We start from the raw sequence: 19,858 nt of genomic DNA, 5'->3' as shown, positions 1-19,858 counted from the left end.
CTCCGTACGAGAGTGGCAGGAACACTGTGCGCCGGGCCTGTCCCGGCCGCCCGGTGTCGCAGAAGCATGGAGGGTGGTGCCGTGTCGGCGCAGCACCACCCTCCGTCGCTTCCCCGCCCTTCTCCGCTGCCCGGCGCGCGGATACGCGCCCTGCGCCCGCGGCCCGGCCGAGCTCGCCGAGCGCCGCCGGCGCCCGCCGAGCGCCGCCGGCGCCAAGGACAGGACCCCAGGCGCCCCCGCCGTCCAACGGCCCCGTACAGGGCCCGGTCCGCGGCGAGGACGTCATGGCCGACCAGCGGTGGAACCTGATTGGTCACGGTGCGGGTGGTGGCTGCCATGCCGATACGGTAAGGACGTGCAGGCAGCAGATGAAACACCCGAGCGGCCACCGGGCCGGCTCCACCGGGCGCGAGTGCTCTACCGCAACGTCTCCAAACGACGGATGGCGTGGCACTTGCTCAAGGACATCGTCAACTCGTGCATCGAGTACCGCATTCTGGGACTCGCGGCCGAGGCGGCGTTCTTCACCCTGCTCTCGCTGCCTCCGCTGCTGCTCGGCATGATCGGACTGCTCGGTTACGTCGACGAGTGGACCGCGACCACCACCGTCGCCTCCATCGAGCGCAACATCCTCTCCGCCGCCCAGACGGTGCTGTCCGAGCGCGGGGTCAACGACTTCGCCAAACCGCTGCTCGCCGACGTCACGACCGGGGCCCGCCCCGACATCATCTCCATCGGCTTCGCCATCGCCCTGTGGTCCGGCTCCCGCGCGGTGAACGTCTTCATCGACACCATCACCGTCATGTACGGACTCGACGGCCACCGCGGCATCGTCAAGACCCGGCTGCTCGCCTTCCTGCTGTACGTCGTCGCCCTGCTGATCGGTGCGGTGGTGCTGCCGCTGCTGGTCGTCGGCCCGGACCGGGTGGTCGAGCTGGTGCCGTGGGGCACCGAGGTCATAGCCGTTCTGTACTGGCCGCTCGTGATCCTGCTGGGCGTTGCCTTCCTCACGACGCTCTACCACGTGTCCGTGCCGGTGCGTTCGCCCTGGATCGAGGACGTCCCCGGGGCCCTGATGGCGCTCGGCATGTGGGTCCTCGGCAGCTTCCTGCTCCGGATCTACCTGACCAACACGGTCGAAGGCCCCACCATCTACGGCTCCTTGGCGGCGCCGATCGCCGTCCTGCTGTGGATCGGCATCTCCGCCTTCGCGGTCCTGGTCGGCGCGGCGGTCAACGCGGCCATCGACCGGGTGTGGCCCTCGCTCGCCACGGCCGCCGCCCGCGAGGCCACCGAACGCGTCCGGGCCGCGCAGGCCGCCGAGTTCGTCGCCCGTACCCGCTCGACCGCCTACGCCGCCCCGGACGACGACGATGACGACGACGGCGGCCCCGCGTACATGCCCTCCGAGTTCCCCGAGCGCTGGTCCCGCTTCCTGCCGCCCGACGACGTGAAGTCCCGGCTGCACGCGACCTGGGAGAAGGACCCCAGGGACACGAAGGAGAGCAAGGAGCCCCACGGGCCGAGGGACGCCGAGGAACCGCCCGCGCGCTAGGTCCTGTCGTCAAAACTCCCGCCGTCGCCCGAAGGGCGGCCCTGCGGGGTCAGGAGTGCGTGCATGGCGCCGCGGGGCAGGCGGGAGTTTGACGACAGGGCCTAGCGTGGAGGCATGCCCCGGGAAGAACACCAGCGCTACGAGGAACGGCCGTCCCGGCTGGCCGGGGCCGTCGTCTGGACCCTGGACGTCCCGCCCGGACCGACGGGTCCCGCCCGGTCCGTTCTTCCCGACGGCTGCATGGACCTGATCTGGTCCGCCGGCCGCCTGGTCGTCGCCGGACCCGACACCCATGCCTTCCGGGTCGACCCCCGCGACCGCGCCGCCTGCGCCGCGATCCGTTTCCCGCCCGGAACCGCCCCCGTCCTCCTCGGCGTACCGGCCGACGAACTGCGCGACCACCGGGTCGAGCTCGCCGACCTCTGGCCCCGTGCCGCCGTCAGCGGCCTCGTCGACCGGGTCGACCGGGCCGCCGACCCCGCGGCCGCCCTGGAGGACTACGCCCTGGGCCTGGCCGCCGAGACCGGCCCCCCGGACCCGCTCACGGCGGCCGTCGCCGACCGGCTGCGGCGCGGCGGCTCCGTCGCCGCGACGGCCGCCGAGGTCGGCCTGGGGGCCCGCCAACTGCACCGCCGCTCCCTGGCCGCCTTCGGCTACGGCCCCAAGACCCTGGCCCGGATCCTCCGCCTCCAGCGCGCCCTGAACCTCGTCCGCGCGGGCCTGCCGTACGCCGAGGCGGCCTCCACGGCGGGCTGCGTCGACCAGGCGCACCTGTCCCGCGAGATGCGCGCCCTCGCCGGGACGACGCTCGGGGCCTACTTCTCGGCGGGTGACGCGGAAGCGAACAGCGACACCCCGCAGCCGTCCGGGTCCAGGACGACCGCGTAGCGCTGCCCCCACACCGCGTCCCAGGGCTTCAGATGACCGGTGTACCCGGCGTCGACCAGCTCCGCGTACACCGAGTCCACCTCCCGCGGGCTGTCGCAGACGAAGGCCACGGCGACCCGCTCACCGCCCGCCGGGCGCTTCCAGTCCGGATCGAACGAGGCGATGACCTCCTCGGTGTCCCACAGCAGCCGCTGCCCGCCCGGCAGGGTCACTTCGACATGCGGCGCGGACTCGGCCCCTTCGGGGATGTCGAGGCCGAGCCTGCGGTAGAAGGCGAGCGAGGCCGCCAGGTCCGCCGTGATGATGCTGATCGCGTCAAGTCGTGGAGTCATGCCCCGACCGTACGCACGCGGCGCCCCGACGGTCTTGTACGAATCGGTCGCCCGCGCCGGGCCCTCACCCCAGGCAGTCGGCCGGCGAGGTCCCCGGGTCGGTCACGGCCAGGCCCAGGGCGGCCCGCTCCGTGAGCCATCGCGTCGGCCGGTGGCGCGGGTCGCCCGTCGTCGCGTGCAGCGACCGCTGGAGCTCCAGCAGCCTCGCCGCCCCGACCCGCTCGCCCCAGGCCAGCGGCCCGTACGGATAGCCGAGCCCCGTGGTCACCGCCAGATCGATGTCACCGGGCGCGGCGAGCGAGCGCTCCGCGATCGAGCAGCCGACCGCGACGACGGAGGACAGCAGCCGCTGCGCGACCGTGCCCGCGGTGTCCCGCACCACCGACACCGCGTACGGATCGTCGCCCTCGGCGGCCCGCGCCAGCACCGCCCGCGCGTCCCGGGCGGCCACCGGGTCGCCGGCCGCCGTCACCGCGAGGACCCGCCGCCGCCCCGCCGACGGCAGTACCTCCACGCCGAACGTACGCTCCCGGGGCCACGCGCCCGCCGCGACCGCCGCCGACACCGGCGTCCCCCAGACGGGCACCAGCACCACGGCCCGCGCGGACGGCCCCGCGCCCCGCTCGACCCGGACCCCCGCCGCCTCCAGGGACCCGGCCAGGGCCTCCTCGTAGGCGGCGGTCTCCGGCCGCCCGCCCGGGACCAGGAACACCGGGCGCCCCGCGTCCCCGGTGACCGCCCTCTCCGGCGCGGGGCCGGACGCCCCCTCGCCGTACGCGTACCAGCCCCGGCCCGTCTTACGGCCGTGCAGCCCCGCCACCACCCGGTTCGGGGTCAGGAACGACGGGCGCAGCCGGTCCTCGTACCGGAAGCCCTCCCAGATCGAGTCGATCACCGCGGCCGTCACGTCGAGACCGGTCAGGTCCATCAGCTCGAAGGGGCCCATCCGCAGCCCCAGCACGTCCCGGGCGATCCGGTCGATCTCCGCCGGGTCCGCCACCGACTCCTCCAGCAGCGCGAGCGCCTCGGTCACCAGCCCCCGCCCGGCGTGGTTGACCAGGAAGCCGGGGGTGTCGGCGACGGTCACCGCCCGGTGCCCGCAACCCTCCACCAGCTCGGTCAGCAGGGCCGGGATCTCCGGGCGGGTGGCCGCGCCCGGCACCACCTCGACGATCCTCATCAGCGGCACCGGGTTGAAGAAGTGCAGCCCGGCCAGGCGCGAGGGATCCCGGAGCGTCGCGGCGATCCGGGTCACCGACAGGGAGGAGGTGTTGGTCGCGAAGACCGCGGAAGCGGGCAGCGCCCGCTCCAGCTTCCCGAACATTTCGGCCTTGGTCGCCGGGTCCTCCCGTACCGCCTCGATCACCAGCTCCACCTCCGGCCCCGCCGCCCACGGCTCGGCGAGCGGCACCAGCCGTGCCACGGCCGCGTCCCGCTCGGCGGCCGGCATCCGGCCCTTGGCGACGGCCCGGTCCAGCATCGAGGACACGAACTCCAGGGCGTCCGTCACCGCCTCGGGCCGTACGTCCCCGAGCTCGACGGTGTGACCGGCGCTCGCCGCCCACTGGGCGATGCCGCGGCCCATGGCCCCGGCTCCGACGATCCTGATACGCATGGCGGTGGGAGCCCTTTCAACGGAGGTGAGTACGCCGGTGCACGCCGAGGCGTACACGGTTCGTCAGCGGAGGTAGACGCGGTCGGGGTCGACATCGTCCCGCAGGAGCCGCAGCTCGGCGGCGGTCGGCGGGGCCGTCGTCGCCACCGTGCCGGCCGTCTTCAGCTCCCACCCGGTCGCGGCCCGCACCTGTTCGACGGTGACCCCGGGATGGACAGCGACCAGCCGCAGTTCGTCGCCGACCCCCTCCCTGGCGAGGACGCCCAGCTCGGTGACGACCCGGGTGACGCCGACGCCCAGCGGGCGGATCCCGTCCGCCAGCGCCCGGTCCGGGCTCGGCGTCGTGCAGAAGTCCAGGGCGTCGGCGAAGGAACGCGGTGTGTGGCGGCGCATCACCACGAAGACCTCCCGGGCGTTCGCCATCACCTCGACCGCCCCACCGGAACCCGGCAGCCGCACCGACGGGCGGCCCCAGTCCCCGATCACCGAGGTGTTGAGGCTGCCCCACCGGTCGATCTGCGCGGCCCCCAGGAAACCCACGTCGATGTGCCCGCCCTGGAGCACCGAGCCGAACAGGGTGGGCATCGACACCACCGCTTCGGCCCCGGTGATCAGGACGGCGTCCGCGATGGTCTCCGGCAGCCGGGAAGGGTGCGCCCCACAGACCCCGGACTCGTACACCACCTCGATGCCCGGCGCGACGGTCAGCCGCGCCAGCTCGGCCGCCAGCGTAGGCAGCCCGATCCCCGCGAACACCGCGCGGCGTCCGGCCAGTTCACGCGAGGCGACGACCGACAGCAACTCCGAGGAGGTGACGGGCCGCGTGGCTTTCGATTCCTGCTCGCTCACAGCCGCCTCCCGTAGTCCACCGGCTGGCTCAGCGCCTCGCCGACCGCCAGCCCCGCCCAGAACTCCTCGCCCAGCTTCGCCACGTACTCCGCGTGGTCGGCGGTGCCGTACACCCACTCCTCCAGCCACTCCCGCAGCCGAGCCGGGTCCTTGCTGATCGCGGACCAGGAGCGGTAGAAGGCGTTGTCCCGGTCGTAATAGCCCTGCGCGAACGAGGGGTGCGCCCCGCGCGGGCAGACCACCACCGCGTCGACAGCGTGGGCCGGAATCAGCGTGCGGTTCGGGTCCGAGCGGACCACCTCGTCCGCCACCAGCTCCTCGACCACCACGACCGCCTTCTCCGCCGCGTACACCGCCTCTGCCTGCACGCCGGTCAGCCCCCAGACCTGGGTGTTGCCCCGGCGGTCGGCGCGCTGCGCGTGGACGATCGTCACGTCCGGATTGACGGGCGGTACGACGTAGATCTGCTCGGCTCCCCCGTCGGCCGCCGGGTAGGGCGAGACGACCTTGCGGATGCCGGGATTGACGGACGTCAGGTCGCTGCCCCCGTACGAGCGCAGCGGGTAGAACGGCAGCCGCTGCGCCCCCGCGAGATAGCGGCACACCATCCCGTAGTGGCTGTACTCCTCGAACGCCAGCGGTCCCGGGTCGGCGTGCTCGATCCGCCGCCGCAGCTCCCCGAGCGAACCGGCGGACGAGTTCCCCACGAAGGAGGAGACCAGACCCGTCACGCACCCGGCGGCCAGCATCTGGTCCACCACGATGTCCGCCGTCATCCGGACGACCGTGAGATTCCGGCGGCCCTGCCGGATGATCTCGTGACCGGCGGCGGTCGGGATGAGGTGAGTGAACCCTTCGAGGCTCACGGTGTCCCCGTCGCGGACGAAGGCGGCGACGGCCTCCCTCATCGACATGACCTTGCCGTCCGTCCGGTCCACGGTCCTCCTCATCGTCCGCCTGCGCGGGCCCCACGGTGTCAGCACCCATTGATGGCTGTCCAATACCGAATTAGGGTCGGATCAAGACCCGGGGCATATCAATGGAGCGAGGGGTGTCCCCATGGAACTGCGCCACCTGAAGGCCTTCCTCGCCGTGGCCGAGGAGCTGCACTTCGGCCGGGCCGCCAAACGCCTCCAGATGGCACAGCCGCCCCTGAGCCAGCAGATCCGGCAGCTGGAGAAGGAACTCGGCGTCCAGCTGTTCCGCCGCAACACGCGCTCCGTCCGGCTCACCGGCGCGGGGGAGACCTTCCTCGACCCCGTACGGACCGTCCTCGACGACCTCGACACCGCCGTCCGGGCCGCCCGCTCGGCGGGCCGGGGCGAGTACGGCCGGGTGACCATCGGCTTCGCCGGAGCCTCCAGCCACGAGACGCTGCCCCGCCTCACCCGCGCCGTGCGCGCCGCACACCCCGGCCTCGAACTGGTCATGACCGGTCAGACATACGCCACCGTCGCACTGGACCGGGTCGCCGACGGCTCCCTCGACCTCGGCTTCGTCCGGCTGCCGGTGACGCGGCCCGGAGTGGAGCACCGGGTGATCGACGAGGAGGAGCTGCTGTGCGCCCTGCCCTTCGACCACCCGCTCGCCCGGCACGCGGCGGTGCCGCTCGGCGAGCTGGCGGACGAACCGTTCGTCTCCTTCCCCGCCAACTCCGGCTCCACCGTGCGCGACGCCATGACCGAGGCCTGCGAGAGCGCCGGGTTCACCCCGCGCGTCGTCCAGGAGGCCCCCGACTCGTACACGATCATGGCGCTCGTCGCCGCGGGGGTCGGCGTCACCCTCACGGTCACCTCCGTACGTCACATCCAGCAGAGCGGACTGGCCTACCGGCCCCTGACCGGACCGCCCATCCGCCGCCAGGCGGCCCTCGCCTGGCGTGCCGACAACCCCTCCGCCGCCCTGCACGCCGTGCTCGCCGTCGCCCGGGACGCCCTGCCGACCCCCGTACGCGGACCGGGCGGAGGACCGATTGAGACGCCGGGACTCTGAAAGGGGGGCACATCCGGTATTGGACCCGCTCAGTCGCCGGATGCGAAGGTCACCCCACCACCCGCGCCCCGCCCGTCGCCCTGGTCGCCCTGGGTCGCCCTGGGTCGCCCTGAAGGAAAGGCCCCGTCGTGCCGCTCGACGTCGTCATCTGCGAACCCCTGCGCACCCCCATCGGCCGGTTCGGCGGGGTCTTCGCCCAGCAGACCCCGGCCGCGCTGGCCGCACACGTCATCGCGGAGATCGTCGCCCGCACCGGCATCGACCCCACCCTGGTCGACGAGGTGATCCTCGGCCACGCCTACCCCACCAGCGAGGCCCCCGCCATCGGCCGGGTCGCCGCCCTGGACGCCGGACTGCCCACCACGGTCACCGGCTCCCAGATCGACCGCCGCTGCGGCTCCGGACTCCAGGCGGTGCTGGACGCGGCGATGCAGATCCGCGCCGGATTCAGCGATGTGGTGATCGCCGGCGGCGTCGACGTGATGAGCGCCGCCCCCTACTACACCCACGACGGACGCTGGGGCATCAAGGGCCCCGGCCTCCAGCTCCACGACGCGCTCGCCCGGGGCCGCGTCACCGCCGGAGGCGTCAACCACCCGGTGCCCGGCGGCATGATCGAGACGGCGGAGAACCTGCGCCGGGAGTACGGGATCAGCCGGGCCGACCAGGACGCCCTGGCCCTGCGCTCCCAGCAGCGCGCCGCCCGCGCCGCGGCCGAGGGCCGCTACGCCGCGGAGACCGCCCCCGTCACCGTGCGCACCCGGAAGGGCGAACACGTCGTCACCGCCGACGAACACCCACGCCCCGACACCACCGCCGAACAACTCGCTTCCCTCCGACCGGTGATGGCGAAGTCCGACCCGGACGCCACGGTCACCGCGGGCAACGCCAGCGGCCAGAACGACGCGGCCGCCGCCTGCCTGGTCACCAGCGCCGCGACCGCCGAACGCCTCGGCCTCACCCCGCTCGTCCGCCTCGTCTCCTTCGCCCGCGCGGGGGTGCCCGCCACGACGATGGGCATCGCCCCCGTCGCCGCCACCCGCACCGCGCTCGACCGGGCGGGCCTCACCCTCGCCGATCTCGACCTGATCGAGCTGAACGAGGCGTTCGCCGCCCAGGTGCTGGCCTGCACCCGGGAGTTGGGCCTCGGCGAGAAGGACCACGACGAGCGGATCAACGTCAACGGCTCGGGCATCTCGCTGGGCCACCCGGTCGGCGCCACCGGAGCCCGCATCCTCGCCACCCTCACTCGCGAACTCCACCGCCGCGAGGGCCGGTACGGACTGGAGACGATGTGCATCGGCGGCGGCCAGGGCCTCGCCGCGGTCTTCGAACGCATCGCGGCCTGAAGGACAACAATCCTTTGAGTAACGACGATCCCGGCGCACACGGAAGGTCCGGCCGGACAGTCCCCGCTGTCCGGCCGGACCTCGTTCTCCCGCAGGAGGTCTGATCAGTCCCGCGCGTTGCGGGTACGGCGCATCAGCACCGCACCGCCGAGCAGCAGCGCGGCGCTCGCGCCGGCGGCCAGGCCCAGGTCGGCGGCACCGGTGTCGGCCAGGTGCGCGCCCTCGACATCGGACCCGGGCGTACCGGACCCGGGCGTGCCCGAGCCGGGGGTGTCGGTGCCGGGCGTGTCGGTCGGCGGCTCGTCGACGGGCGGCTGATCCACCGGGGGCTCGTCCACCGGCGGTTCGTCGACGGGCGGCTCGTCCACCGGCGGCTCATCGACCGGCGGTTCGTCGACGGGCGGCTCATCGACAGGGGGTTCGTCCACCGGCGGTTCATCGACGGGCGGCTCGTCCACCGGCGGCTCATCGACCGGCGGTTCGTCGACCGGCGGTTCGTCGACGGGGGGCTCGTCGACCGGAGGCTTGTCCACCGGCGGCTTGTCCACCGGCGGGTGGTTGTGCTTCGGGCCGTCGGCGTTCACGCACTTGTTGCCGAAGGCCGGGTTCAGCAGAGCGATCACATTGACGGTGTTGCCGCACACGTTGACCGGGATATGGACCGGCACCTGCACCGCGTTGCCCGAACCGACCCCCGGCGAACCGACGGCCGCGCCCTCGGCCGACGCGTCGGCGTGCGCGGTGCCGCCGACCGCGGCCAGAAGACCGGACGCGGCCGCCATGACGATGATGCTTCTGTTCAAGACCTGTCGCATTACTTGCCCTTCCTTAGGACATTCGCGAGGACTTCGCGTGGGTGCTTCGCGCGCGGAGACGGGCAGCCGTCGGGGGGAGCCGCGGCAGAGCCCGATCCTGCGGCGAAGCCATGGTGAAAGTGATGAAGACGTGCGCGCTGGACGACTGCCATAACGACTTGGGTTCAGGTGGGAAACTCGGATGTGCGTGGAAAATGTGAAATCACCTGAACGGGTGATGTCGTCTCACCCTGAGCATCCCGTTTCGCGAATGAGGAGAAACGATTCGCCGTCACCTGCATGGGTTGTCAGACGTGTTGACGGCAGAGCCGTGCCCTCTCCCGTGGAGGCCACGGGCCCCGGAGTCGCTCGCCCTCGTTCGCCCGTTCGGACGGGGAGTGTTGGAGGGGTGCGTGCAATTCCTTCACGAACAGGAGGTCGTACGAACGGGGATGAGGGGCGGCCCCCTCTGTCCGGCATTCGGGTGAATGAGCAGAACCTAATGGCGGGCGGCGAGTTGACCAGGGGGCTCCGCTACGGGGCGATCGGTACGAGAAGGGTTAATCGTGATCAAGAAGGTTCTGGCTACCGGCGCTGTCGCCGCCTCCATCCTCGGTCTCGGCACGACGCAGGCCATGGCCATCGCCAACGACGGCGGCACCACCACGGTCAACGGCAACGGCGCCTCGCAGGCGTACGGCAACTCCGAGACCCACGGTGACTGGAGCCCGCAGTTCGCGCTCATCCAGGGCTCGCTGAACAAGCCCTGCATTGCTCTGCCGGCCAAGGCGAACCTCGGCTCCCTCGTCGGCATCGTGCCGATCACGGTCCAGGACATCAACGTCCTGTCCTCCCCGCAGAACCAGCAGTGCACCGAGAACTCCACCCAGGCCAAGGGTGACGAGGCCCTGTCGCACATCCTGGAGGACATCCCGATCCTCTCCGGCAACGGCGCCGGCAACAACTGATCCACGGCCGCCCTACTCGGGCCCGAGCCCCCGGAGTTCCTCCACCGGGCGGCTCGGGCCCGTCGCCGTTCCGGGGTGCGCGCACGGGTTTCCTCGCCCACGTCCGCCGCCGCGGTCCCACGGGCATTCGCGGCATTCGGGCGGACATCCGGGAATCCGCCCGTCGAACAGTTCCCGTCCCGGGCGTTCATCGTGACGCCGCAGCGCTTGGCGGGCCGAAATCGCGGAAGGCGCCGGAGAAAATCGTCGCCCCGCAGTTTCCCGATTGCGACCGGATCGTTGATCAGGGAGAAAGCGGCAGAAGTCACAGGTAAAGAAAGCTTGTGTGCGGCACGGGAACGTGACCGAAACAGATGCCGCGCAGAAGGGAACCAGAAAAGTGAAGTACGCGAAGACCGCCGCCCTTGTTGCCGGTTCCGTGGCTGCCCTCGGCGCGGCCGCTCCCGCCTTCGCCGCTACTACGCCCACGGCCCCCAACTTCAGCCTCGACAGCGGCCTCAACCAGGTGATGGCCAGTGCCCCGCAGGTCGTGGACCCGGTGGTGGGCACGGTCGCCGAGACCGCCGAGACGGTCTCGAAGGACGGCACGGTCGGCAAGCTGGCGGGCCAGGCAACCGGGGCGGTCGAGGGCGCCGCTCCGCTGCTGGGCGGGGTTCCCCTCGGCGGCTGACCGCCGCAGCACGACCTTTCCAACTGAGTTCTCTCACCGATCCGTATCACTCCCCAGAAGGGCTCCTTCATGTTCAAGAAGATCATGGCCTCGGCCGCCGTCGCCGCCTCGGTCGTCGGTGTCTCCGCCGCTGCCGCCGCACCCGCCATGGCCATCGCCAACGACGGCGGCACCACCACGGTCAACGGCAACGGCGCCTCGCAGGCGTACGGCAACTCCGAGACCCACGGTGACTGGAGCCCGCAGTTCGCGCTCATCCAGGGCTCGCTGAACAAGCCCTGCATCGCCCTGCCGGCCAAGGCGAACCTCGGCTCCCTCGTCGGCATCGTGCCGATCACGCTCCAGGACATCAACGTCCTGTCCTCCCCGCAGAACCAGCAGTGCACCGAGAACTCCACCCAGGCCAAGGGTGACGAGGCCCTGTCGCACCTGCTGAACGATATCCCGATCCTCTCCGGCAACGGCGCCGGCAACAACTGAGACCGGGTAGCCCGGGTCCGCTCCGGCCGACCCGCGTGGGGCCAGTCCATCCGTACGGCGAGCGTGCTTCGCCGGACCGGACGGACTGGCCCTTCCTCGTGTGCCGACGCCGCCGACCGGGTTGTCCGGTTGGGCCGGATGCCGTAGCACCGGCTGACGATCCCGGCCGGGCCGGGTAGGGCCTCCGTATGGATCCGTACGACAGTCAGACCCCGCAGGGCGGAGAACGGCGGCCCGCGACGGGCGGCACACCGATCTACGACCGGCTCGTCGCCGAGTGGCAGGCGGCCGGAGGCCTCCACCCCCTCGCGGAGCCGCACCGGGACCAGGCGCCCCCGTGCGGCGGGATCGTACCGGCGGCCCGCACCTCGGACGAGGGTTCCGGACCCGGGGCACCCGGAGGGTGAGCCCCCGAGGATCGAGGAGTGGCGTCGACCTTGCGCCGGAACGAACCCATTTGAGTGGTGCTGCGCAACCGATCAGGGGTGGGGGCAGTTGATCAGTACGTTCCACAACGGGACGCTCCGAAAGGTGAAGTTGATGAAGAAGATGATGGCCGGCGCTGCAGTGGCCGTGTCCCTGCTCGGTCTGTCCGCAGCCGCGGCTCCCACGGCCATGGCGATCGGCAACGACGGTGGCACCACCACCGTCAACGGCAACGGTGCCGAGTCGGAGATCGGCAACGCCGAGACGGAGGGCAACTGGAGCCCGCAGAACCAGCTCGTCCAGGGCACCCTGAACAAGCTCTGCGTCGGCCTGCCCGCCAAGGTCAACGTCGGTTCGCTCGTCGGCATCGTGCCGATCACGGTCCAGGACATCAACGTCCTGTCCAACCCGCAGAACCAGCAGTGCACCGACAACTCCACCCAGGCCAAGGGCGACGAGCCGCTGTCGCACATCCTGGACGACATCCCGGTCCTCTCGGGCAACGGCGTCGGCAACAACTGACGCACCCCAGCCTGAGGTGTTGAGTGCGGGCGGTCCGGAGATCACACTCCGGGCCGCCCGTCCTCGTTTCGCGACAACGGCCCCGCCGCAGGTCGCACGCCGCACGGGTGAGGCCCACCACTCCACGGGGGGTGGTGGGCCTCGTCGTGTGTTCGGGGCGGTGGGCGGACGGCTCCTCAGCCCAGGGAACGGACCGGGAGCAGGCAGTGGGCGGCGTTGCGGACGACCTCCACGTCGGTGGCGAAGGCCCGCAGCCGGTCCTCGCTGACCGGCTGCCCGGGCACGGCGTCCGGCCATGGGCTGGTGGCGAACATCCCGTAGACCTGGCCCTGGGCCTGCGCGGCGGCCAGCCACTCCGCCGGGGCGGGGTACTGCGCCGAGAGATGAGGCAGTGTCAGGACGGCCCGCCCCGCCTGGACGAGGAGCTTCGCCTGGACGCCCGGGCTCTCGGCCGCGTCCTGGATCGGGCCGCCGACGTGCAGGCCCGCGCGCTCCAGCGCGGCGCGCATGGCCTCGCGGCCGACCTCCGGGCCGTCCTGCCCGTCGCCCAGCGAGTAGGCGAGGAGGAAGGCGGTGTCCTGGTCGGCGTCGGGCTGCCGGCCGCTCCAGCCGATCAGGATCTGCGTGCCCAACTGGGCCTGGGTGAACGTGCCGGTGGAGGCCTGGGGTGTGGTCATGCTCGGCACCCTAACGGCCCCGGACCAGCCTCTATGCATGCGTATCACCCGATCGAGGGAGATCTGTGCCCAACTCCGGCGAACACCCCGGTCCGGCCGCCTCCATCGGAGGTGCGGGGAAAAGCTGTTGACGCCGCTCCCCGGGGTCCGGCTAATCTGGCCACTGTTCCGGGCATCGCCATGACGCCCGCGGCCCGGAAACGGAAAGAACCAGGAGGTGAGGACATTGATGACTGTCGTTGCGATGGGCACTGCCCACAACCGGAAGAGCATCGTCCTCATCTCCGTGGCCACCGGCTGACCGACTTCCCTCATTCCCGCGCCGAGCGCGCGTGCCGGGGCCACCCTGTGAAGGGTTTCCCTTGTCTTTCTCGTTCCTCACCGCTCCTTCCTCCTCGCACCCGCTGACCTCGTACGGCTGGGACGAGGACTGGGCGGCAGCCTTCTCCCCGTACGCCGAGCAGGGGCTCGTGCCGGGACGCGTCGTGCGGGTCGACCGCGGTCAGTGCGACGTGATCACCGCCGACGGCACCGTCCGCGCCGACACCGCGTTCGTCGTGCCCCGCGACCCGATGCGCATCGTCTGCACGGGCGACTGGGTGGCGCTCGACGCCGGCGGCGATCCGCGCTTCGTCCGCACGCTCCTGCCCCGCCGCACCGCTTTCGTCCGCTCCACCTCCTCCCAGCGGTCCGAGGGGCAGGTGCTCGCCACCAACATCGACCACATCGCCATCTGCGTCTCGCTCGCCGTCGAGCTGGACCTCGGCCGCCTGGAGCGCTTCCTCGCGCTCGCCCTCTCCAGCTCCAGCGGCGCCGCCCTGCTCGGCGACGGCCAGGACGCGGGCCAGGACCCCGAACCGATCGTGCTGCTCACCAAGGCCGACCTGGTGCCCGACGCGGTCACGCTGTCCCACCTCGTCCAGGACGTCGAGGCGATCGCCCCCGGCGTCCAGGTGCTGCCGGTCAGCTCCACCACGGGCGAGGGGCTCGACGTCTTCGGCGCCGTCGTCTCCGGCGGTACGAGTGTCCTCCTCGGCATCTCCGGCGCCGGCAAGTCGACCCTGGCCAACACCCTGCTCGGCCAGGACGTCATGGACGTACAGGCGGCCCGGGACGTCGACGGCAAGGGCCGGCACACCACGACGACCCGTAACCTGCTCGTCCTGCCGCACGGGGGCGTCCTCATCGACACCCCCGGGCTCCGCGGAGTGGGCCTCTACGACGCCGGGACCGGGGTCGGCGAGGTGTTCTCCGAGATCGAGGAGCTGGCCACCCGGTGCCGGTTCCACGACTGCGCCCACCAGGCCGAACCGGGGTGCGCCGTCCTCGGCGCGCTGGCGGACGGGGTCCTGCCCGAGAGGCGGCTCGACAGCTACCGGAAACTGATCCGCGAGAACCAGCGGATCGTCGCCAAGACCGACGCCCGGGTGCGCTCCGAGATCAAGCGGGACTGGAAGCGGAAGGGCGCGGAAGGGCGTGCCGCCATGGAGGCCAAGCGTGGCGGGATGCGGTAGGCCGGAGCGACCGGTTCGACGTCCGAAAGCCGCGAGTGCGGCAGCCCGGGCTGCCGCACACTGGACGGTGTGATGGATGAACGGACCAGTTACGAGGCGGTCAGCAGCCGCGACGCGCGATTCGACGGCGCGTTCTTCTTCGCCGTCGTGACCACCGGCATCTACTGCCGGCCGAGCTGCCCCGCCGTCACACCCAAACGCGCCAACGTGCGCTTCTACCCGACCGCGGCGGCGGCCCAGGCCGGCGGCTTCCGGGCCTGCCGCCGCTGCCGGCCGGACGCCGTGCCCGGCTCCGCCGACTGGAACGCCCGCGCGGACGTCGTCGGCCGGGCCATGCGCCTGATCGGCGACGGAGTCGTGGACCGCGACGGCGTCCCCGGACTCGCCGGGCGGCTCGGCTACAGCGCCCGGCAGGTCCAGCGCCAGCTCAACGCCGAGCTGGGCGCGGGACCCGTCGCGCTCGCCCGGGCCCAGCGCTCCCACACCGCCCGGGTGCTCCTCCAGACCACCGGACTGCCGGTCACCGAGATCGCCTTCGCCTCGGGGTTCGCCAGCGTCCGGCAGTTCAACGACACCATCCGGCAGATCTACGCCCGCACGCCCAGCGCCCTGCGCGCCGAGGCCGGTACGGGGCTCGGCGGCGGACGCCGCGAGGGGACCAGGGCCGGGATCCCGCTGCGGCTCGCCCACCGGGGCCCGTACGCCACCGCCGCCCTGTTCGACCTGCTGGCCGCCGGGGCGGTCGCCCGGGTCGAGGAGGTGACGGGCCCGCCCGGCCACCGCGTCTACCGGCGCACCCTGCGACTGCCGTACGGGGCCGGCCTCGTCGCGGTCGACGAGGCCTCGCCCGGCGGCCCCTGGCTGGAGGCCCGGATCCAGCTCACCGACCTCCGCGACCTCACCACCGCCGTCCAGCGGGTGCGCCGCCTGTTCGACCTGGACGCCGACCCGTACGCGGTGGACGAGGCGCTGGCCGCCGACCCCCGGCTCGCCCCGCTGGTCGCCGCCCGCCCCGGGCTGCGGTCGCCGGGCGCGGCCGACCCGGAAGAGGCCGCGGTGCGGATCCTGGTGGGGCGCGAGGCCGCCGGGGAGCTGGTCGAGCGGTACGGGAAGGTACTGGACGTGCCGTGCGGCGGGCTCACCCATGTGTTCCCGGAGCCGGACGTGCTCGCCGGTTCCGGCGAGGACCCGGCCCTCGCGGCCCTGGCCGCCGCGCTCGCCGACGGCGGGCTGCGGCTGGACGCCGGGGCCGACCGCGACGAGGCGGAACGGACGCTGCTGACGCTGCCCGGGATCGGCCGCCGCACCGCCGCCCTGATCCGGATGCGGGCGCTCGGCGACCCCGACGTGGACCCGTACGGAACGCCGGGCGCGGAGCGGTGGCGGCCCTGGCGCTCCTACGCGGTACGTCATCTGGAGGCGGCGGGGGCGTCGGTCCCCGGCTGACCGGGGCCCCGGGGCGCTCCCGTCAGCCCCAGAGCACCGCGCCCAGCCAGGCGCCCGCCACCAGCAGACAGCAGAACAGCTCCACCAGCACCGCGTAGCCCGTCGCCCGCATGACCGAGCGCACCGACGCCCAGCCCGCGCCCCGGCTCCCCAGCCGCAGCCGCTCGGCGCCGAAGATGGCCCCGACGTACCCGAGGATCCCGCCGACCACGGGCACGACGAAGAAGCCCACGATTCCGGCGACCCCGCCGATCATCAAGGTCCGGCGAGGCGCCCCCGACTCACCCGGGCGGCGCGGTGGCAGCAGCGGTTTGAGGGCCTGGTTCAGCAGCATCAGCGCCGTCGCGCCGATCAGGACGCCCCAGGCGGCCGGCGTCATGTCCGTCAGCGCCCACCACAGCACCGCCGCCCACACGATCGCCTGACCCGGCACGCCCGGCACCAGCACCCCGGCCAGGCCCAGCAGCATGACCAGGCCCACGGCGACGAGCTGCCACACACTCATCTGACCAGCCTGCCGGAGAGTGCCCCGCTCCGCCCGTCAGCGCACCCCCGCCCACCCGCGTCGACCTGCGCCGAAGCCGTCTCAGGCCGGCTCGGTACGGGCCACCCAGCCACGCTCGTACGCATGCCAGCCCAACTGGAGCCGCGTCGAGACCCCGGTCAGCTCCATCAGGCCCTTGACGCGGCGCTGCACGGTCCGCAGCCCCAGATCCAGCTGCTTGGCCACGCTGGCGTCCGTCAGACCCGCCAACAGCAACGACAGGATCTCCAGATCCGTCGGATCCGGCCCGACCCCGTCCTCGCACACCCCGCCGCCGCCCTCGCCCAGCCGCAGCGGCATCGCCTCCCGCCACACCGCCTCGAAGAGGCCCATCAGCGACTCCAGCAGACCGCTGGCGTGCACGACCAGAGCGGCGGGCTCCGCGCCCCGAGCGGTCAGCGGGACCATCGCGAGGCTCCCGTCGGCCACCACCAGCTTCGTCGGCACCCGGTCCACCACCCGGCACTGCTCGTCCCGGCTCAGCGCCGCCGACAGCTCCAGGATCCCGAACGGCGTCGACAGCACCTCACGCTCGACCACCACCCGGTAGCTCACCCCGCGCGACGTCGCCCGCTCCTCGGACTCGTTCTCCATCCCGGTCACCGCGATCGGCTTGCCCGTCACCAGGGCGCACACCTCCGACACCGCTCCCAGCTGCAACTGGTGGAAGCGCTGGGCGACGGCGCTCGCGCCCGTCACCACCTCCACCAGATCGTGCACCGCCGGTTCGCTCGCCTCGGCCCGGTACTCCTCGGCGAGCAGCGCGGACGCCAGCTCCGCCTGCTCCAGCTCGTGCCGCTGCTGGATCAGCAGCGCGCCGAGCGCCACGCCGGGCGGCGCCGCCACCCAGCGGCCCGGCCGGGCCGAGGACTGTGCGGCCAGACCCTGCTGCTCCAGCCGCCGCAGCACCCGTTCGGTGTCCGCCTCGGGCAGTGCGAGCCGGTGCGCGAGATCGGCGAGCTCCGCGGCTCCCGCCGCGACGAGCGCGCGGTACGCGGTTTCCTGTCTCTCGTCGAGACCTATGGCCCCCAGCATTCTCCGACCTCCCCGGGTGTGGTGATCGCGCATCGAGGCGCCCCTGCGACGGGTCCCGGGTGGCGGGTGGAGGCCACGGCGCAAACCCGCCGCCCACATCATCCCCCGTACCCCCGGCCCCTCTGCCACCGCAGCACCAACGGCCTCCGGAATGCGCCCTCCTGGGATGCTTCCATCCGGATTGGTCTGGGGAGAGCGATGCGCCCGATATCGCGCACGGCACCCGGAGCGGCGACCACCGCCGGGCCAGGAGATCGGACTCGACGCGACCGGTCACGCCGGGTACACCCCGGGATTGCAGACCGTCAACGACGCGTACGCCCATGTGCGGGCCACATTTTCCCGATGTCCCGTTTTCGGGCCGCCTTCGCGGTGGACAATATGGGCATGAGTCAGCAGGGGGAGAAGCCCGCCGCCCACGAGGACGACTGGTGGCGCAAGCTGTACGACGAGACCGCGCACGACACCGGTCCCGGCCGTGCGGCCGACAGCCTCGACGACCGCTTCGACTCCGTGTCGGACACGGTGAGCAGCCCGATGGGCAGCCCGATGGGCAGCCCGGTGGGCGACCACCGGGACACCGTGCGCGAGACCGTCCGGGATCCGTACGGCGACGCGTACGAGGACCCCTACGCCGACCGCTTCGAGGAGCCGGACGGCGACGGCTACGAGGATCCGTACGCGGACGCGTACCGGCCGTCGCCCGAACGGAGCCGGTCCGTGGCGGCACAGCGGGAGCCATGGCCGGACTCCGCCCCGGACCCCGTTCGGGACCCCGCCCCGGACCCCGCCCCGGACCCCGTCCCGGATTCTGAAGCGGCTCCGGAGCTCATGCCCGACCCCCGGTCGGCCTGGGATTCGTATGCGAAGCGCGACCGGCGGCCGGAGCGGGCCGCTGATGCCAAGCCGGAGCGGAATCCGGAACCGGAGCCGGACCCGGAGCGGAATCCGGAGCCGGACCCGGTGCCGGTGCCAGACCCGGACCCGGTGCCGGTGCCGAAGCGGAATCCGGTGCCGGTGCCGGAGTCGGCCGCACCCGCGGGGCCGGAGCCCGGCGCCCCCCGCACCACCGTCTTTCCCGCCCCCTGGGAGCCGCCCGCCGGGCAGCCGGGGCCCCGGACGTTCGCCGCGCCGCGCGTGCCGGAAGCGCCCGAGCCCGCCCTCGCGCCCGACCCCAGTGCCTTGCACGCACTTCCGCCGGATCCCGCCGACGACGAAGCGACCGACGGCCGGCCGTCCGTCGGCCACCTCGGGGACCGGCCGCCCACCTACGACGCCGAGCCCGCCGCCCTGCCCTCCGCCACCTCGGAGAACCTGGACGGTCTCGCCCCCGACACCGTCCTGGATGGCGCGCGGTACGGGACGTACACCCTGCGCACCGCCTCCGTGCGCGGTGACTCCGCGCGCTTCCGCGGAGAACCCCGGCGCGACGGGCTGCTCACCGCCCGCTTCGGGGCGGCCGAGAGCGCCCTCGTCCTCGTCGCCGTGGCCGGTGGCAACCGGGCCGGCGCAGCGGCTCACCTCGCCGCGGCCGACGCCTGCCGCTGGATCGGCGGTGCCGTCGCCCGCAGCCACATCCGGCTCTCCGAGGACATAGGAGCGGGCCGCCGGGGCGACCTGAAGGCCGGGCTGCACCGGCTCACCGACCGTACGTACGGCAAGCTGCGCGCCCGCGCCGCCGAACTCGGCGTGCCACCGGACGCGTACACCGCGAGCCTCCGGTGCCTCCTGCTGTCCGCCGACCCCGACTGCCGCACCCGGGTCTTCTTCGGCGTCGGCGGCGGCGGCGGCCTCTTCCGCCTCCGCGACGGACTCTGGCAGGACCTGGAGCCCTCCGTCCCGGAGGGCGGCGGCCCGCAGTCGGGCGACGAGCGGGAGGAGGGCCCGGACGGGGACCGGCTGACCATGGACCTCCAGATCGCCGCACCGCCGTCCCCGAACGCCGACGGCCCCGCGCGGCAGCCCGCCGAACCCTTCCGCTTCCGGGCCTCCGTGGCGCGCCCCGGCGACACGCTGCTGCTGTGCAGCAACGGGCTCGCCGAGCCGATGCGCGGCGAGCCCGCGCTCCCCGGCGAGCTCGCCGAGCGCTGGGGGAGCGCCGGACCGCCCGGACTGCCCGCCTTCCTCGCCGACATCCAGCTCCGGATCAAGGGGTACGCCGACGACCGCACCTGCGCCGCGGTCTGGGAGGCGTAACCGCGC

The 19,858-nt window shown here is 73.0% G+C and carries 20 protein-coding genes; 12 read left to right on the top strand and 8 right to left on the bottom strand.

From position 1 onward, the window contains the following. Positions 1-412: 412 nt before the first annotated feature. The gene (locus tag ACH4KB_RS11200; RefSeq protein WP_398066056.1) at positions 413-1,555 is read left to right on the top strand and encodes a YihY/virulence factor BrkB family protein; all 1,143 of its coding nucleotides are present in this window, start codon (positions 413-415) and stop codon (positions 1,553-1,555) included. Between the two features lie 114 nt (positions 1,556-1,669). Then, complete coding sequence (locus ACH4KB_RS11195) at positions 1,670-2,443, top strand: DUF6597 domain-containing transcriptional factor (RefSeq protein WP_398065714.1); 774 nt, start codon at positions 1,670-1,672, stop codon at positions 2,441-2,443. On the opposite strand, the gene ACH4KB_RS11190 is transcribed toward ACH4KB_RS11195, so the two are convergent. The 4 genes from ACH4KB_RS11190 to ACH4KB_RS11175 all read right to left on the bottom strand — a co-directional run bounded on the left by ACH4KB_RS11190 (position 2,371) and on the right by ACH4KB_RS11175 (position 6,177). Next, positions 2,371-2,775, bottom strand: a complete 405-nt coding sequence (locus tag ACH4KB_RS11190) for a VOC family protein (protein ID WP_398065713.1) — start codon at positions 2,773-2,775, stop codon at positions 2,371-2,373. The two genes, ACH4KB_RS11195 and ACH4KB_RS11190, sit on opposite strands and share 73 nt — an antisense overlap. A gap of 64 nt (positions 2,776-2,839) precedes the next feature. Beyond that, complete coding sequence (locus ACH4KB_RS11185) at positions 2,840-4,390, bottom strand: 3-hydroxyacyl-CoA dehydrogenase NAD-binding domain-containing protein (protein WP_398065712.1); 1,551 nt, start codon at positions 4,388-4,390, stop codon at positions 2,840-2,842. 63 nt (positions 4,391-4,453) lie between these two features. After that, entirely contained in the window at positions 4,454-5,239 is a 786-nt protein-coding gene (locus ACH4KB_RS11180; RefSeq protein WP_398065711.1) for a CoA-transferase subunit beta, read from the bottom strand. After that, complete coding sequence (locus tag ACH4KB_RS11175) at positions 5,236-6,177, bottom strand: CoA transferase subunit A (RefSeq protein WP_398065710.1); 942 nt, start codon at positions 6,175-6,177, stop codon at positions 5,236-5,238. The genes ACH4KB_RS11180 and ACH4KB_RS11175 overlap by 4 nt, the downstream gene beginning before the upstream one ends. Positions 6,178-6,298: 121 nt before the next feature. Here ACH4KB_RS11175 and ACH4KB_RS11170 point away from each other — a divergent pair, with 121 nt between their 5' ends. Both ACH4KB_RS11170 and ACH4KB_RS11165 read left to right on the top strand, forming a co-directional pair. Next, complete coding sequence (locus ACH4KB_RS11170) at positions 6,299-7,231, top strand: LysR substrate-binding domain-containing protein (RefSeq protein ID WP_398065709.1); 933 nt, start codon at positions 6,299-6,301, stop codon at positions 7,229-7,231. Between the two features lie 128 nt (positions 7,232-7,359). Further along, a complete protein-coding gene (locus ACH4KB_RS11165) occupies positions 7,360-8,580 on the top strand; it encodes an acetyl-CoA C-acetyltransferase (protein WP_398065708.1) in 1,221 nt (406 codons plus the stop codon). Positions 8,581-8,684: 104 nt separating this feature from the next. Here the strand turns inward: ACH4KB_RS11165 and ACH4KB_RS11160 are convergent, their stop codons facing one another. Then, positions 8,685-9,395: a chaplin family protein gene (locus ACH4KB_RS11160; protein ID WP_398065707.1), complete on the bottom strand. Its 711-nt coding sequence runs from the start codon at positions 9,393-9,395 to the stop codon at positions 8,685-8,687. A gap of 545 nt (positions 9,396-9,940) precedes the next feature. Here ACH4KB_RS11160 and ACH4KB_RS11155 point away from each other — a divergent pair. The 5 genes from ACH4KB_RS11155 (at position 9,941) to ACH4KB_RS11135 (ending at position 12,440) form a co-directional block, all read left to right on the top strand. After that, entirely contained in the window at positions 9,941-10,342 is a 402-nt protein-coding gene (locus tag ACH4KB_RS11155) for a rodlin (protein ID WP_398065706.1), read from the top strand. A 379-nt stretch (positions 10,343-10,721) separates the two neighbouring features. Beyond that, the gene (locus ACH4KB_RS11150) at positions 10,722-11,012 is read left to right on the top strand and encodes a hypothetical protein (RefSeq protein WP_398065705.1); all 291 of its coding nucleotides are present in this window, start codon (positions 10,722-10,724) and stop codon (positions 11,010-11,012) included. Positions 11,013-11,081: 69 nt separating this feature from the next. Further along, on the top strand, positions 11,082-11,492 hold the full coding sequence (locus ACH4KB_RS11145; protein ID WP_398065704.1) for a rodlin: 411 nt from the start codon (positions 11,082-11,084) through the stop codon (positions 11,490-11,492). Positions 11,493-11,680: 188 nt separating this feature from the next. Then, complete coding sequence (locus ACH4KB_RS11140) at positions 11,681-11,899, top strand: hypothetical protein (protein WP_398065703.1); 219 nt, start codon at positions 11,681-11,683, stop codon at positions 11,897-11,899. A gap of 133 nt (positions 11,900-12,032) precedes the next feature. After that, positions 12,033-12,440 carry a rodlin gene (locus ACH4KB_RS11135; RefSeq protein WP_352240673.1) on the top strand — a complete coding sequence of 136 codons (408 nt, stop codon included), beginning with the start codon at positions 12,033-12,035 and terminating at the stop codon, positions 12,438-12,440. Positions 12,441-12,616: 176 nt separating this feature from the next. On the opposite strand, the gene ACH4KB_RS11130 is transcribed toward ACH4KB_RS11135, so the two are convergent. Continuing rightward, positions 12,617-13,117: a DUF5949 family protein gene (locus tag ACH4KB_RS11130; protein ID WP_398065702.1), complete on the bottom strand. Its 501-nt coding sequence runs from the start codon at positions 13,115-13,117 to the stop codon at positions 12,617-12,619. A gap of 362 nt (positions 13,118-13,479) precedes the next feature. Here ACH4KB_RS11130 and rsgA point away from each other — a divergent pair, with 362 nt between their 5' ends. Together rsgA and ACH4KB_RS11120 are read left to right on the top strand one after the other, a co-directional pair. Beyond that, positions 13,480-14,631: a ribosome small subunit-dependent GTPase A gene (gene rsgA, locus ACH4KB_RS11125; RefSeq protein ID WP_398065701.1), complete on the top strand. Its 1,152-nt coding sequence runs from the start codon at positions 13,480-13,482 to the stop codon at positions 14,629-14,631. A 72-nt stretch (positions 14,632-14,703) separates the two neighbouring features. Then, complete coding sequence (locus tag ACH4KB_RS11120) at positions 14,704-16,077, top strand: DNA-3-methyladenine glycosylase 2 family protein (RefSeq protein WP_398066055.1); 1,374 nt, start codon at positions 14,704-14,706, stop codon at positions 16,075-16,077. A 22-nt stretch (positions 16,078-16,099) separates the two neighbouring features. On the opposite strand, the gene ACH4KB_RS11115 is transcribed toward ACH4KB_RS11120, so the two are convergent. After that, positions 16,100-16,582, bottom strand: a complete 483-nt coding sequence (locus tag ACH4KB_RS11115) for a DUF456 domain-containing protein (RefSeq protein WP_398065700.1) — start codon at positions 16,580-16,582, stop codon at positions 16,100-16,102. An 81-nt stretch (positions 16,583-16,663) separates the two neighbouring features. Then, the gene (locus ACH4KB_RS11110) at positions 16,664-17,656 is read right to left on the bottom strand and encodes a helix-turn-helix domain-containing protein (protein ID WP_398065699.1); all 993 of its coding nucleotides are present in this window, start codon (positions 17,654-17,656) and stop codon (positions 16,664-16,666) included. A gap of 387 nt (positions 17,657-18,043) precedes the next feature. Here ACH4KB_RS11110 and ACH4KB_RS11105 point away from each other — a divergent pair, with 387 nt between their 5' ends. Next, entirely contained in the window at positions 18,044-19,852 is a 1,809-nt protein-coding gene (locus ACH4KB_RS11105; protein WP_398065698.1) for a protein phosphatase 2C domain-containing protein, read from the top strand. The last annotated feature ends 6 nt before the right edge of the window (positions 19,853-19,858 follow it).

The sequence above is a fragment of the Streptomyces sp. NPDC017520 genome, from assembly GCF_044329855.1.
Classification (GTDB): Bacteria; Actinomycetota; Actinomycetes; order Streptomycetales; family Streptomycetaceae; genus Streptomyces.
Note: the sequence above shows the minus strand (reverse complement) of the source record. Positions and strands in the feature narration are given on the sequence as shown.

Coding starts and splice junctions, on each gene's coding strand:
- ACH4KB_RS11135 (WP_352240673.1), top strand. CDS start 12,033: ATGAAGAAGATGATGGCCGGCGCTGCAGTGGCCGTGTCCCTGCTCGGT.
- ACH4KB_RS11140 (WP_398065703.1), top strand. CDS start 11,681: ATGGATCCGTACGACAGTCAGACCCCGCAGGGCGGAGAACGGCGGCCC.
- ACH4KB_RS11110 (WP_398065699.1), bottom strand. CDS start 17,656: ATGCTGGGGGCCATAGGTCTCGACGAGAGACAGGAAACCGCGTACCGC.
- ACH4KB_RS11115 (WP_398065700.1), bottom strand. CDS start 16,582: ATGAGTGTGTGGCAGCTCGTCGCCGTGGGCCTGGTCATGCTGCTGGGC.
- ACH4KB_RS11120 (WP_398066055.1), top strand. CDS start 14,704: ATGGATGAACGGACCAGTTACGAGGCGGTCAGCAGCCGCGACGCGCGA.
- ACH4KB_RS11145 (WP_398065704.1), top strand. CDS start 11,082: ATGTTCAAGAAGATCATGGCCTCGGCCGCCGTCGCCGCCTCGGTCGTC.
- ACH4KB_RS11160 (WP_398065707.1), bottom strand. CDS start 9,395: ATGCGACAGGTCTTGAACAGAAGCATCATCGTCATGGCGGCCGCGTCC.
- ACH4KB_RS11170 (WP_398065709.1), top strand. CDS start 6,299: ATGGAACTGCGCCACCTGAAGGCCTTCCTCGCCGTGGCCGAGGAGCTG.
- ACH4KB_RS11130 (WP_398065702.1), bottom strand. CDS start 13,117: ATGACCACACCCCAGGCCTCCACCGGCACGTTCACCCAGGCCCAGTTG.
- ACH4KB_RS11185 (WP_398065712.1), bottom strand. CDS start 4,390: ATGCGTATCAGGATCGTCGGAGCCGGGGCCATGGGCCGCGGCATCGCC.
- ACH4KB_RS11105 (WP_398065698.1), top strand. CDS start 18,044: ATGAGTCAGCAGGGGGAGAAGCCCGCCGCCCACGAGGACGACTGGTGG.
- ACH4KB_RS11190 (WP_398065713.1), bottom strand. CDS start 2,775: ATGACTCCACGACTTGACGCGATCAGCATCATCACGGCGGACCTGGCG.
- ACH4KB_RS11195 (WP_398065714.1), top strand. CDS start 1,670: ATGCCCCGGGAAGAACACCAGCGCTACGAGGAACGGCCGTCCCGGCTG.